Origin of the sequence: Pseudarthrobacter cellobiosi (genome assembly GCF_023913815.1) — a bacterium.
Classification (GTDB): domain Bacteria; phylum Actinomycetota; class Actinomycetes; order Actinomycetales; family Micrococcaceae; genus Arthrobacter; species Arthrobacter cellobiosi.
Genome location: NZ_JAMXBK010000020.1, coordinates 44,673 through 57,447 on the forward strand (window position 1 = coordinate 44,673; position 12,775 = coordinate 57,447).

Here is a 12,775-nt window from a genome sequence, read left to right on the forward strand (position 1 = left end):
CTGCCCGAGGAGCAGTTGCCCGCCGACCGCCAGCCCGTGATCATCGCGGCTCGGCGTACCGCGGTCCGGCGCGCCAACGGTGCGCTGAAGGAACTGCGTGCGCACCAACTGCTCGCACCGGTCCTGCTCAACCTCCTGTCAGACACCCGGGCGCCGGCCGAAGCGGTCACTGACGTGGTGATCGGCAACGCCGTGGGCGGCGGCGGCAACGTGGCCCGCCTTGCCCTGCTTGAGGCGGGCCTGCCGGTGAGTGTGCCGGGACTGACCGTTGACCGCCAGTGCGGGTCAGGCCTGGATGCGATTGTCCTGGCCGCCCGGCTGGTGGCCGCCGGCGGCAATCCGGTGTATCTCGCCGGGGGAGTGGAGAGTATCAGCACGGCTCCGCTGCGGGCCCACCGGAAGGACGACGGCGAACCCGACTTTTACGCCCGTGCCCAGTTTGTGCCGCACAGCTTCGGCGACCCGGATATGGGGGTCGCCGCCGAGAACGTGGCGGCCCGGTTTGAAGTCAGCCGGGTGCGGCAGGATGCCTCCGCGCTGCGCAGCCACCAGCGGGCACTGGCCGCCGCCAGAGCAGGCTATTTCGCCGCTGAAATCACCACCCTGGAGACGTCCGTTGGACCCATCAGTGCCGACGACGGCCCCCGCGCCGGCCTGTCCGCCGCCATCCTGAAGCGGTTCCCGCCCGCCTTTGTGCCGGGGGGGACTGTCACTGCCGGGAACTCATGCTTCGACGCGGACGCCGCTTCCGCCGTCGTCATCACTTCATTGCAGCGGGCACGGGAACTGGGAGCCACAGACGGGCTCCTGATGCTGGCCACGGACACTGCCGGTGTGGACCCCGAACTGCTGGGGATCGGCGCAGCGGTTGCCGCGGAGCGGCTCCTGCAGGTGAGGGGGCTGTCGGCTGCCAGTGTTGACCTGGTGGAGTTCAACGAAGCCTTCGCGTCCCAGACCCTGGCCTGCCTTGACGAGCTGGGCATTGATCCGGAGCGGGTCAACCTTGACGGCGGGGCGCTGGCATTGGGCCACGCCTACGGGGCGTCCGGGGCGGTGCTGGTGACCCGAATTCTCGCCCAGGCCCGGCGTGCCGGGAACCATGGCTCCCTGGCGCTGGCCCTGATCAGTATGGCCGGCGGCATGGGAACGGCTGCGCTGCTGCGCTACGAGCTGCTGGCCGGCGACCACCTGACCCCTTAAGCCGCACAAGAAAGACCAACGGCCACTCAGTCCTCAGCATCGCCGAGGCCGCGCGCGGCCAGCGCTTCGCCGGTCTGGCGGGCGAAGGCCACGGTGGTGATGAAGACGGGCAGCACAAGGGCACGCGGGTTGCGCTCAAGCCCGCGGGCCCGGGCGGAATCCCTGACATCGGCAAAGGCGCCGGCGATATACGGGATGCTGCGGAGCATTATGGCGATGGTCAGCGCAAAACGTTCAGGGTCCGCGCCAAAGCGGCGGAATGGCGTGGCCAGCGACACCACGCCGTCCAGGATCCGCTGCATGGGCGTGGTGGCCGTCAGCAGGGACGCCGCCACCACGCAGACCAGGATGTTCAGGACAATCCGGGCTGCTGTGGGTCCACCCAGCTGCCACCACTGGAAAAGGCCGATGATCACCAGCACCAGGGCAACAGGTCGGACCGCACTCGCGAGCCGCCGGGGTCCGGCGGCGGTCATGAGAAACAGCACGGCGAGCGCGGCCAGCACGGCGGCGGAGACCAGCCAGTCGACCACCAGGAAAGACACCAGGCCGCAGCCCACCACCAGCAGGAATTTCAGTGCCAGCGGCGTCCGGTGGATGATCGAATTCCCCGGGACGTAGTTGGCCAGCAGGAAGCCGTGCCCTCTCATGGCGCGGCCAGGCCGTTGGTGACCAGCGCCCGGTACGTGTCGACGGCTGCCGCCGCGCCGCCGTCGAACATCACGCGTCCCGACTCCACCACGAGTACGCGGTCCATTTCCAGGGCGAGGTCGAGGTCGTGCGTGGACATCACGATCTGCTGGTCGAGGCCCGTCAGGGTGCGGCGCAGTAGTTCACGGTTCCGGAGGTCCAGGAGCGTGGACGGTTCATCCAGCACCAGGACAGAGGGATTCACGGCCAGTACAGCGGCGAGGGCCATCAGCTGGCGTTCACCGCCGGAGAGCTCGTAGATGCTTTGGTCCGCGAGCGGCAGCAGGCCGAGGCGCTCCAGGGCCGCTTCAGCCAGCCTGCGCCGCTCCGCCCCGTTGCGGACCGGACGGCGCAGCGAAAGCTCCACGTCCTCGCGCCCTGTGGGCATCACCAGCTGCGACAAGGGATCCGTGAAGACGAACCCCACCTGCCTGCGGACCGCCCGCACGGCCCGGACAGTATCGGCGCCCTCCACCGACACGGTGCCGGAAGTTGGCTGGACCAGTCCGTTTATCAGCCGCAGCAGCGTGGACTTGCCGGACCCGTTGGCCCCGATCACGCCGATGCGCTGTTCAGTCAGCTCAAGCGTGACGTCCTGGAGCAGGGTCTTCGGTTCCGGGCGGTTGTCAACGGCAACGGCCACTGCGGCCTGCCGGAATGAAATGGTTGCCATAGGGGGACTAGTTGTTGATCCGCTTCACCCGGCGGACCAGGACGTCGGGGAATGCCCGGTGCAGTGCCACGGCGATCACTGCGGCGAGGATGTTCTTAATCACGTCACCGGGGTAGAAGACCAGGTCTGCGAGGAAGGCTTCACCCAGTGACGCTTTGGTGTTCAGGGCGATCCCGGCAACTCCGAGCGTGTGCACGATAGCGATGCTGGTGACCATCGCCGACGCGAAGAACCACAGCGCCCGGGCACGTGTTGTCCGCCGGATCACCACGGTGGCGAGCCAGCCTACAACGGCTGCTGCGATGGGGAAAGCAATGATGTAGCCGGCCGACGGCCCAGCCAGGATGCCCAGGCCGCTGCGGCCCTGGCTGAAGATCGGCAGGCCGGCCAGGCCCAGGAGGGTGTACAGGCCGACGGCGGCGAAACCCCGGCCCGGGCCCAGCATCAGTCCAGTGAGCATCACCGCAAGGGTCTGGAAAGTGATAGGGATGCCGAACACGTTCGCCGCGATGCCTGGCACCATGGCAGAGCCGGCCACGAGCGCGGCAAAGACGGCGATCAGGCCCAGGTCGGTGGCGTTCCAGCGGCTCCGGAAGCGGGAAGCGGTGCCGGTGCCGGCGGTGTCTGTCTGGCTCATGGGGTGTTCCTGTCGTGGTTGTACAAGCGAAGCATGGGGTGATCCTGACGTTACCGGCCGCCGACGGGCGCCATTTTGTAGGGGACCTACTAAGCGGGATGCCCGGGACTGACGGCAGGGCACAAACGTTGAGCCAACGCCCGACGGCGGTGCTGCGGTTATGGGGTCAAGCTGGGGCCGGTAGACTTGGAAAGGCCGTTCTGTCGGCCATTCTGCCGGCTGCTTCCAGACATCACCCGTTGAGCTGCGGCGTTTCCCTGTTGTGAAAGGCCTTACCTGCTGTGATTACTGTCCAGGATCTTGAACTGCGCGCCGGCGCCCGGCTCCTCATGGACCAGGTGAGCTTCCGCATCGACAAGGGCGACAAGATCGGCCTCGTCGGCCGTAACGGCGCAGGCAAGACTACCCTGACCCGGGTGCTCGCGGGCGAAGGCCAGCCCGCCGGCGGCAAGGTCACCCGCAGCGGCGAGATCGGCTACCTGCCGCAGGATCCCCGGACCCCGGACATGGAACAGCTGGCCCGCGACCGCATCCTCTCCGCCCGCGGTTTGGACATCGCCGTCAACAAGCTCAAGCAGACCCATGAGGACATGGCCAGCGAGGACACCGAGATCCAGCGCAAGGCGATGAACCGCTATGACCGGCTGGAATCCGAGTTCCTGGCCGCTGGCGGATACGCGGCCGAGGCCGAGGCCGCCGCGATCTGCTCCAACCTGGCCCTCCCGGACCGGCTGCTGAACCAGCCGCTCAAGACCCTGTCCGGCGGCCAGCGCCGTCGTGTGGAACTCGCCCGGATCCTGTACTCGGACGCCGAAACGATGCTCCTCGATGAGCCCACCAACCACCTCGACGCGGATTCCATCACCTGGCTCCGCGAGTTCCTGAAGAACCACCAGGGCGGCCTGATCGTGATCAGCCACGACACCGAGCTGCTTGAAGCCACCGTCAACAAAGTGTTCCTGCTGGATCCCAACCGCGCCAAGGTCGACTTCTACAATATGAACTGGAAGCGCTACCTGCTCCAGCGCGAAACGGACGAGCGCGCCCGCAAGCGTGAGCGCGCCAACGCGGAGAAGAAAGCCCAGGTCCTCATCGACCAGGCCAACAAAATGCGCGCCAAGGCCACCAAGGCCGTGGCAGCGCAGAACATGGCCAAGCGTGCCGAACGTCTCCTGGGCGGCCTCGAAGCCGTGCGCGCGACCGACCGCGTGGCAGCCCTGCGCTTCCCGGATCCGTCACCCTGCGGCAAGACCCCCCTAACCGCGGACGGACTCAGCAAGTCCTACGGCTCACTGGAGATCTTCACCGACGTGGACCTGGCCATCGACCGCGGCTCCAAGGTGGTCATCCTGGGCCTCAACGGCGCCGGCAAGACCACGCTCCTGCGGATGCTTGCCGGCGTCGACAAGCCGGACACCGGCGAGGTCGTTGCGGGCCACGGCCTGAAGGTGGGCTACTACGCCCAGGAGCACGAGACGCTCGACGTGGACCGCACCGTCCTGCAGAACATGCGCTCCTCCGCCCCGGACATGAACGACGCGGAGGTCCGCAACATCCTGGGCTCGTTCCTGTTCTCCGGAGACGACGTCGACAAGCCCGCCGGTGTGCTCTCCGGCGGCGAGAAGACCCGGCTGGCCCTGGCCACCATCGTGGCCTCAAGCGCGAACGTGCTGCTCCTTGACGAGCCCACTAACAACCTCGACCCGGCCAGCCGCGCCGAAATCCTCGGGGCCCTGAGCAACTACACCGGCGCCGTCGTCCTCGTAAGCCACGATGAAGGTGCCGTCGAAGCGCTGAACCCCGAGCGCGTTGTGCTGCTGCCCGACGGCATCGAGGACCACTGGAACGAAGACTACCTGGACCTGATTACGCTCGCTTAGCCTTCTCGGCGTCCGCCTCACCTTCCGCTTAGCACCGCGCTCGATTTGCCGCGTGCTCGCTCGTTCCTCGCTTAGACGCACGCTACACAAATCCACCGCGTCGCTGCGCTGACGGTCCACTCACCCTGGCGGAGCTAGCGGACTGCCATTTCCTCTGCGTGCGTGATCCGCTGCAGGTCTTTGTAGGTGATGCTGAACATTGAGTTGTGGTCTCCTGCTCCGGCCCAGAGGAGCTGGTGGGCTTTGAGGGAGTTGTCCAGGAGTGTCCTGATCTTTTCGGGGTGGCCTATCGGGGCTACTCCGCCTACTTCCTGGCCTGTGTGGTGCAGGACGAAGGTGGCGGTGGCCCGGCGGATCTTTCCTGTTCCCAGCTGCGCCGCCACCAGCGCCGTGTCTACCTTGGCGGCACCGCTGGCCAGGATCAGGAGCGGGGCGCCGTCGACATCGAAGATCAAGCTGTTGGTAATGGCCGCAACGTCACAGCCGAGCGCCTCAGCTGCGGCAGCCGCCGTCGGGACCTTGGTGTCGAAGATCCGCACCGTGTCCTGGGCGCCGGCCGCGGTCAGGGCGCTTTTCACATTCGCCACGGGGGCGGCAACTTCCACACTGCGCATGCGTCAGTAGCCCTGCGCGTCCAGGAGGGCGTCTTCCTCTTCTTCGGCGGTCGCCTTCTTGCGCTTGCGGGCAACGGGCGGACGACGGCGGGCGGCGGCAGCCGCAGAGTGGACGGTACTGCCCGAATCCGTCAAGCCTTCTTCGCCTTCTGCGGCGTCCTCGGCGTCGATCGCGGCATTCCTGGCCTGCTGCCGTGCGGCGTAGCCGAAGCCCACGAACATCAGCACGCCGAAGGCGAACCACTGCAACGAATAGGACAGGTGCGTGCCTTCTTCGGTGGTCGGCTTCGGGAACGGGAACGGCATGTCAGCGGGGGCGGGAGATTCTGACGCCAGCTGTCCGTAAGCCCCGGTGAGGACCGGATATCCCAGCTGGTCCGCGTAAGTGGGGAGGTCGATGGAGGCAAGCTGGCCGTCGGGGGCGCCGCGGTCCAGTCCTGGCTCGCCGTGCTTGAGGCGGACCACGGCGGTCACGGGGCCGGCGGGAGGCGCCGGAATGGAATCGGGGCTGCCCGGGTTCTTGTTGCCGATGGGCAGCCAGCCGCGGTCAATTACCACGGTTTCGCCGGTCTCGAGCTTGAACGGGACAACCACCTCATACCCGGGCTGCCCGTTCAGCGGACGGTTGCGGACAACGCGCTGGCCGTCGGGATCGTAGGTGCCTTGGAGTTCCACCTGGGTCCATTCCTTCGACGGGTCCAGCGCGGCGAACTCGTCCCTTGCCTCGTCGAAGGAGATGGGAGTGGCGGAGTAGTTGGTGACCACGCGGTTGATCTCCGCGAGGGTCTCTGCGCGGCGGTCCATCTGCCAACGGCCAAGGAACACGCAGGCAGCTGCGAAGATGGCGGCCAGCAGGAGGTATCCCAGCCACTTGCTGGAAAAGAGGAAGCGGTACATTCAGCCGCCCTGCCCTACCGACGCCTGGCCGGCGTCCTGCCCCGAATGGAGGACCAGGGTTTCCTTCCAGAGCCCGCGGGTCTGGAGGTAGTCTTCGAGCCAGTCGCGGTGGTCGTTGCAGGCAAGCCAGGTTTTGCGGCGTTCCGGCGTATGGATTTTGGGGTTGTTCCAGAGCAATTGCCAGGAAGCTTCTGAGCGGCAGGCCTTGCGGGAGCACATGGCAGCCATGGCCGGCGGGGGACCAGCAGTCCCTGCAGCCAGGTCAAAAATGTTCATGAGGCGCGCCGTTCCTGTCCTTGCGTGGGTTCGTCGTCGTCATCAATGAGCTCGCCCTGGATGACCGCGGACGTGGAGCCGTCCTTTTCCGGCGGCCCGGACGGGCTTTCCAGCTCGGCAAGCGGCGCCGAGTCCAGCAGCGAGTCGCTGTGGACCTCCGCCTGGTCGCTGCCGTTCGCGATCACCACCGCGATCCATGGGAGGAAGACGGCACCGGCGACCATAACGAGCTTGAACCAGCCGTCCACCACAAAAATGAGGATGAGGCAGATCATGCGGATTCCCATGGCCAGCGCGTACTTGATCATGCGCTGGCGCATGTCCTCCGAGTGGGCAGCCGCCGCGTCCGTAATGCTGTGGACCCCGGAATCCCCAGAGAACCTTTCGGGGTCTCCGGGCACGGACTGTCCAGCATGGTTTTCAAGGGTCACGGCTGATTGATCACGCTCCAAAGGCTTGCCTCAATTCTCTCACCATCGGCAGTGGCGCCCAAACGCGGGCTAAGATCGGAGGCAGCAAAAATCACACCTGTTACTACCCGCGGCTGCACATGCCGCAGAATCCCGGAGCGTTTAATGTCTGAAGCAGCTACAACGGCCCGCAGTGTCCTGATCACCGGTGGAAACCGCGGCATCGGCCTGGCCATCGCGCAGGCTTTTGTGGCCAACGGCGACAAGGTGGCCGTGACTTACCGGAGCCCGTCGGAGCTGCCGGCCGGGATTCTGGGCGTGAAGGCGGATGTGACTGATGAGGCCTCTGTGGATGCGGCCTTCGCCGAGGTGGAAGCTGCGCACGGGCCCGTTGAGGTCTTGGTGGCAAACGCGGGAATCACCAAGGACACGCTCCTGATGCGGATGAGCGAAGACGACTTCACATCGGTGATCGACACCAACCTCACCGGCGCTTTCCGTGTCATCAAGCGCGCCTCGAAGGGCATGATTCGGATGCGCAAGGGCCGTGTGGTCCTCATTTCCTCGGTCTCCGGCCTCTATGGCGCGCCGGGCCAGATCAACTACTCCGCTTCCAAGGCCGGTCTGGTGGGAATCGCCCGGTCCCTGACCCGCGAGCTGGGTTCACGCGGGATCACGGCAAACGTGGTGGCCCCGGGATTCATTAACACGGACATGACGGCGGAACTGCCCGAAGCCACCCAGAAAAACTACCTTTCCGGCATACCTGCCGGCCGGTTTGCCGAGGCTTCGGAAGTGGCGAACGTGGTCCGTTGGATTTCCAGCGACGAGGCGGCCTACATTTCCGGCGCCGTCATCCCCGTTGACGGCGGACTCGGCATGGGCCACTGACCACAGAACACTGACCAAGAGGTCTTCCGGAACCGGCGCGGATTCCAGACGTAGGCGAAGCCGCGCCGGTTCGGGAATTCCGGCAGGTGAGTCCCTGAAGACCTCCTCCGGTGTGGATGCAGTTCCGGCGCTGCCCGTCATAGGGGGAGCATACGCCGGGCGGAACACTGCCAGGAGGCTTCGTGGAACTAGCGCAGCCGGGCTTCTTTGTCGGGGTCGAACAAGCGAATGTGGAGAAGGCGCTGGCATGATGGACTCCAGACCTCAAGCGATTTAGACGTTTCGAACAAAGGAGCCCATATGGGACTGCTGGACAACAAAACCGCCATTGTGACCGGATCCTCACGGGGAATCGGCGCTGAGGTGGCCAAGAACCTCGCTGCCGAAGGCGCTGCCATCGTAGTTAATTACCGCCAGAAGGCGCCGCGCGCCAACAAGGTGGTCGCAGGAATTGAAGCTGCCGGCGGCCGCGCCACTGCCGTGGGCGCGGACCTCACCACCCAGGAAGGCGTACAGGCCTTGGCCAGCGCGGCCATGGAGAACTTCGGTTCGCTGGACGTCCTGGTGCTCAACGCTTCTGGCGGCATGGAGTCCGGCATGGCAGACGACTACGCCCTGAAGCTGAACCGCGATGCCCAGGTCAACATGCTCAACGCCGCGGTGCCCCTGATGAAGGAAGGCTCACGCGTGGTCTTCGTGACCAGCCACCAGGCGCACTTCATCAACTCCGTGCCCACCATGCCCGAATACGAGCCCGTGGCCCGCAGCAAGCGTGCCGGCGAGGACGCCCTGCGTGAGCTCCTTCCGAACCTGGCTGAGAAGGGCATCTCGCTGGTGGTTGTGTCCGGCGACATGATCGAAGGCACCGTCACGGCGACGCTGCTGGACCGCTCGAACCCGGGCGCCATCGAAGCCCGCCGCGCCGAGGCCGGAAAGCTCTACTCCGTGGAGGAGTTCGCTGAAGTTGTGGCCAGCATGGCGACGGCGGATGTCGAATCCGGCCACACGGAGTACGCCGGCGGCTCCGACTACTTCGGCAAGGGCGCCGAGTAGCCCTTCCGGGCATCCCGGAAGGGCCGTATTTCCACGCGGCAAAAACCTCATCACCACGACGAGCTCCGGGCAGTACTCCTGCCCGGGGCTTTTGTCTGTCGCTGGAGCCTAGCCTGTCTGTCCGTGTGTCTGTGGAGGGCATTGTCGAGGGCGTTGTCTATGGGGGGCAGGGCCGCTTAGGGTTTTATGCATGGCACAGCAACCAGAGGTGACGGGCCGTAGCTATCCGGCAGGTGTTCCCTGTTGGGTGGACACCCAGCAGCCCGACGTGGAAGTCGCCATGCACTTCTACGGCGGAATCTTCGGGTGGGAGTTCGAGGACACCGCCCCGTCCGGCGGCACTGGCAGATCCCGACGGCGCCGAGTTCCGCATCTGGCAGACTCGCGGGCGACTCGGCGCCCAGGCGGTCAACCTTCCCGCGGATGGAACTTCAGTGACCTCCACACCACAGACACCGAGGCAGCAGTCGCCTTCTACACGAAGGCATTCGACTGGCAGTTCGACAACCTCGACTTCGGAACGATGATCCGCCGCCACCCCGGATACGGTGACCACCTCGAAGCCGCCGTGGACCCCAACATCCGGGTTCGCCAGGCGGGCGACCTCGTCCCCCGCGGCTTCGAGGACGCTGTCGCCTGACTTGCCTCCGCGGCGCCCGGTGAGCGTCCGCAGTGGCACGTGACGTTTACTGTCGCAGACCGGGACCGTACGGCCCGGGATGCTGAGCGCCTCGGCGCCGTCATCCTGGGGCAGGACGACACCGAATGGACGCGTACCGTCCTGATCCGGGATCCCGGCGGAGCCGTATTCACCGCGAGCCAGTTCACGCCGCCGACCGGCTGAGCAGACCCGGGTGATTTCGACCCGGCCGGCTGCGGGACGAGGCCTGCGGAGCTTCAGACGCCGGCGATGTGGCGCACGGCGTCGAGGTACGGCATGTTGATCGCAGAGTCCGCAACTGCCCGGACCGCAGGTTTGGCATTGAACGCCACTCCGATCCCGGCAGCCCCGAGCATGTCCAGGTCGTTGGCGCCGTCGCCCACGGCAATGGTGTGTTCCATCGCGATACCTTCGGCGGCCGCCCACTCGCGCAGGTACTTTTCCTTCGCCGCACGGTCGATGACGGCACCGAGCACCTTGCCGGTCAGGGCGCCATCCACAATCTCAAGCTCGTTCGCCAGCCAGTGGTCCAGGCCCAGATCCTCAGCGATGGGACCCAGGATCTGGTTGAACCCGCCGGACACCACGGCCACCACGTGGCCTGCAGCCTTGAACGCCGCAACCAGCTCAGCGGCACCTTCGCTCAGCTTCACTTCCGCCCGGACGGAATCGACGACGGCGGCCGGCAGCCCTGCGAGCACGGCCACCCGCGCGTGGAGGCTCTGCGCGAAGTCCAGTTCACCGCGCATCGCCGCTTCGGTAACTGCCGCCACCTCCTCCCGCTTGCCCGCATAGGCCGCCAGGAGCTCGATGACTTCCTGCTGGATCAGCGTCGAATCAACGTCCATGATCAGCAGCTTCCGCGGAGCCGCCCGCAGGCCAGCGGGAACGATGGCGGTGTCCAGGCCATCCTGCGCCGCCTCGCCCAACGCCCTGCGGAGGGCCGAAATACCAGCGTCCGTGCCATCGGCGAGGGCGAGCTCGGCAGTGTGGACCTCAAACCGGCTGTCCCCGCCCCTTGATTCGGATTGGAGCGTGGCGCCACTGCCCGTCAGGGCGGAGCGCAGCTTGTCGAGCCCGGAGGCAGTCAGTTTTGGGCCATAGCTGACCGCAGTCACGTTCGAAGTCATGGCTGCAATCTTAGCCAGCGGGGGAGAGCCGCCCGAATTGATTGCGCCACGTTGATGGCGAACCCGTGGGCCAGCCACCAGACGGGCGTGGCCGGGACTGTGACAAGCGTCGCTGTCCACGTTTCAGTTATCAGTCCGTCCCTGTTTTGTCCTAGTGTCTACTCTTATGAGTGATGTTCTTGAATTGGCCGCCGTCAGCGTTGTCCGTGGGTCTAAGACGCTCCTGAACAAGGTGGACTGGCAGGTCAAGGAGGGCGAGCGCTGGGTCATCCTCGGACCCAACGGCGCAGGCAAGACCACTCTCCTGCAGATTGCTGCAGCCCGTCTTCACCCCACCAGCGGCATGGCCGGCATCCTGGAGGAAATCCTCGGCTCCGTGGACGTTTTTGAACTCCGTCCCCGTATTGGACTGTCCTCTGCCGCACTGGCCAATCAGATTCCCGGACACGAAACGGTCCTCAACGTTGTTGTCACCGCGGCTTACGGCGTCACGGGGCGCTGGCGTGAGGGCTATGAGAAGGCTGACGAACGCCGGGCTTTCCGGCTGCTGAATGACTGGGGCATGGGTCCGTTCCTGAACAGGGCGTTCGCGTCCCTGTCCGAGGGTGAGCGCAAGCGCGTCCAGATTGCCCGTGCCCTCATGACTGACCCGGAACTCCTCCTGCTGGACGAACCTGCCGCCGGCCTGGACCTGGGTGGGCGCGAGGACCTGGTGCACCGCCTCAGCGAACTGGCCCGTGATGAGGCCGCTCCGGCCATTGTCCTGGTCACCCACCACCTCGAAGAAGTGCCGCCTGGCTTCACCCACGCCATGCTGCTCCGTGACTCCAACGTGGTGGCAGCCGGACCCCTCGAGGGTGTCCTGACGGCGGAGCACCTCAGCAAGACCTTCGGTGTGGACCTGGACGTCAGCGCCAACGCCGGCCGCTACACCGCCACCGCCACCGCCCGCCGCTAGGCCGCGGCGCCGCCAACCGTGGATCTTCTCAGCAGCATCTTTGTGTTTTTTGCCGGCCTGTGGGCCGGCACCATCAACGCCGTTGTAGGCTCCGGCACCCTTGTCACCTTCCCGGTCCTCATCGCCCTCGGCATTGCGCCGGTGACAGCGTCCATCAGCAATGCCATGGGGTTGGTGGCAGGCAATGCCGCCGGCGCGTGGGGGTACCGGAAGGAACTCAAAGGCCGGGGCCAGCAGCTGCTCAGGCTGCTTCCTGCCTCCCTGTTGGGGGGCATCAGCGGTGCTTGGCTGCTGCTGCACCTTCCGGAAAAGGTGTTCCACTACGCCGCTCCGGCCCTGATCGTGCTGGCACTGCTGATGGTGGTCTTCCAGCCCCGGCTCCAACAGTGGGTGCGCACCAGGGAGGAAAACCCCGAGCACGCCATCAGGGACAAACGCCACGGCCTGCTTCTGGTGGTACTGGTGTACTTGGCCGGCGTCTACGGCGGCTACTTCGTGGCCGCCCAGGGGATCCTCCTGGTGGGCATCCTGGGCGTGTTCCTCACCGGCACCATCCAGAACGCCAACGCCATGAAGAACATCCTGGTCCTGGGCGTGAACATCGTGGCGGCGGCCTCCTATCTTCTGTTCGCGTTCGGCCGCATCAACTGGGCTGTGGTGGCCATCATCGCTGTCAGCTCCCTCATCGGCGGCGTCGTCGGCTCCAAGGTGGGGCGCCGGCTTTCCCCGCCGGTCCTTCGCGGCGTGATCTTTGCGCTCGGACTGGTGGCGCTGGGCTTTATGATCGCTAACCTGCTGAAATAAT

The 12,775-nt window shown here is 66.0% G+C and carries 15 protein-coding genes and 1 pseudogene; 8 read left to right on the forward strand and 8 right to left on the reverse strand.

Features of this window, described 5'->3' with window-relative positions; genetic code table 11:
- Entirely contained in the window at nt 1-1,200 is a 1,200-nt protein-coding gene (locus NG701_RS05900; RefSeq protein WP_252565563.1) for a thiolase family protein, read from the forward strand.
- Nucleotides 1,201-1,226: 26 nt separating this feature from the next.
- Here NG701_RS05900 and NG701_RS05905 read toward each other — a convergent pair whose 3' ends face one another.
- Genes NG701_RS05905 through NG701_RS05915 form a run of 3 tightly spaced genes read right to left on the reverse strand, consistent with a single transcriptional unit; the run spans nt 1,227 to nt 3,200 of the window.
- Nucleotides 1,227-1,850, reverse strand: coding sequence for an energy-coupling factor transporter transmembrane component T family protein (locus NG701_RS05905; protein ID WP_252565320.1), 624 nt, complete (start codon nt 1,848-1,850; stop codon nt 1,227-1,229).
- Nucleotides 1,847-2,563, reverse strand: a complete 717-nt coding sequence (locus NG701_RS05910; RefSeq protein ID WP_252565322.1) for an energy-coupling factor ABC transporter ATP-binding protein — start codon at nt 2,561-2,563, stop codon at nt 1,847-1,849. The genes NG701_RS05905 and NG701_RS05910 overlap by 4 nt, the downstream gene beginning before the upstream one ends.
- A 7-nt stretch (nt 2,564-2,570) precedes the next feature.
- Nucleotides 2,571-3,200, reverse strand: a complete 630-nt coding sequence (locus tag NG701_RS05915) for a biotin transporter BioY (RefSeq protein ID WP_252565324.1) — start codon at nt 3,198-3,200, stop codon at nt 2,571-2,573.
- 281 nt (nt 3,201-3,481) lie between these two features.
- Here NG701_RS05915 and NG701_RS05920 point away from each other — a divergent pair, with 281 nt between their 5' ends.
- Nucleotides 3,482-5,080 carry an ABC-F family ATP-binding cassette domain-containing protein gene (locus NG701_RS05920; RefSeq protein WP_056339851.1) on the forward strand — a complete coding sequence of 533 codons (1,599 nt, stop codon included), beginning with the start codon at nt 3,482-3,484 and terminating at the stop codon, nt 5,078-5,080.
- A gap of 134 nt (nt 5,081-5,214) precedes the next feature.
- Here the strand turns inward: NG701_RS05920 and NG701_RS05925 are convergent, their stop codons facing one another.
- From NG701_RS05925 to NG701_RS05940, 4 genes are read right to left on the reverse strand one after another with little or no spacing between them, the layout of a single operon-like run.
- Nucleotides 5,215-5,694 (reverse strand): YbaK/EbsC family protein, encoded by a 480-nt coding sequence (locus NG701_RS05925; protein ID WP_252565326.1) that lies wholly within the window; start codon nt 5,692-5,694, stop codon nt 5,215-5,217.
- A 3-nt stretch (nt 5,695-5,697) separates the two neighbouring features.
- Complete coding sequence (locus tag NG701_RS05930) at nt 5,698-6,591, reverse strand: SURF1 family cytochrome oxidase biogenesis protein (protein WP_252565328.1); 894 nt, start codon at nt 6,589-6,591, stop codon at nt 5,698-5,700.
- Nucleotides 6,592-6,867 carry a hypothetical protein gene (locus NG701_RS05935; protein WP_252565330.1) on the reverse strand — a complete coding sequence of 92 codons (276 nt, stop codon included), beginning with the start codon at nt 6,865-6,867 and terminating at the stop codon, nt 6,592-6,594.
- Nucleotides 6,864-7,298 carry a DUF3099 domain-containing protein gene (locus NG701_RS05940; RefSeq protein ID WP_252565332.1) on the reverse strand — a complete coding sequence of 145 codons (435 nt, stop codon included), beginning with the start codon at nt 7,296-7,298 and terminating at the stop codon, nt 6,864-6,866. Before NG701_RS05940 ends, NG701_RS05935 begins: the two co-directional genes overlap by 4 nt.
- 144 nt (nt 7,299-7,442) lie before the next feature.
- Between NG701_RS05940 and fabG the strand changes: the two genes are divergently transcribed.
- The 4 genes and pseudogenes from fabG to NG701_RS21130 form a co-directional block, all read left to right on the forward strand.
- Entirely contained in the window at nt 7,443-8,168 is a 726-nt protein-coding gene (fabG, locus tag NG701_RS05945) for a 3-oxoacyl-ACP reductase FabG (protein ID WP_252565333.1), read from the forward strand.
- Nucleotides 8,169-8,468: 300 nt separating this feature from the next.
- Nucleotides 8,469-9,221 (forward strand): SDR family oxidoreductase, encoded by a 753-nt coding sequence (locus tag NG701_RS05950; RefSeq protein WP_252565335.1) that lies wholly within the window; start codon nt 8,469-8,471, stop codon nt 9,219-9,221.
- Between the two features lie 190 nt (nt 9,222-9,411).
- Nucleotides 9,412-9,861 carry a VOC family protein gene (locus NG701_RS05955; protein WP_308291965.1) on the forward strand — a complete coding sequence of 150 codons (450 nt, stop codon included), beginning with the start codon at nt 9,412-9,414 and terminating at the stop codon, nt 9,859-9,861.
- A gap of 33 nt (nt 9,862-9,894) precedes the next feature.
- Nucleotides 9,895-10,065, forward strand: a pseudogene (locus tag NG701_RS21130) (VOC family protein); the annotation flags it as partial.
- 53 nt (nt 10,066-10,118) lie between these two features.
- Here NG701_RS21130 and serB read toward each other — a convergent pair.
- Nucleotides 10,119-11,012: a phosphoserine phosphatase SerB gene (gene serB, locus NG701_RS05960; protein WP_252565336.1), complete on the reverse strand. Its 894-nt coding sequence runs from the start codon at nt 11,010-11,012 to the stop codon at nt 10,119-10,121.
- Nucleotides 11,013-11,178: 166 nt separating this feature from the next.
- Here serB and NG701_RS05965 point away from each other — a divergent pair, with 166 nt between their 5' ends.
- Together NG701_RS05965 and NG701_RS05970 are read left to right on the forward strand one after the other, a co-directional pair.
- Nucleotides 11,179-11,970, forward strand: coding sequence for an ABC transporter ATP-binding protein (locus tag NG701_RS05965; RefSeq protein WP_252565337.1), 792 nt, complete (start codon nt 11,179-11,181; stop codon nt 11,968-11,970).
- A gap of 18 nt (nt 11,971-11,988) precedes the next feature.
- Nucleotides 11,989-12,774, forward strand: coding sequence for a sulfite exporter TauE/SafE family protein (locus NG701_RS05970; protein WP_252565338.1), 786 nt, complete (start codon nt 11,989-11,991; stop codon nt 12,772-12,774).
- The last annotated feature ends 1 nt before the right edge of the window (nt 12,775 follow it).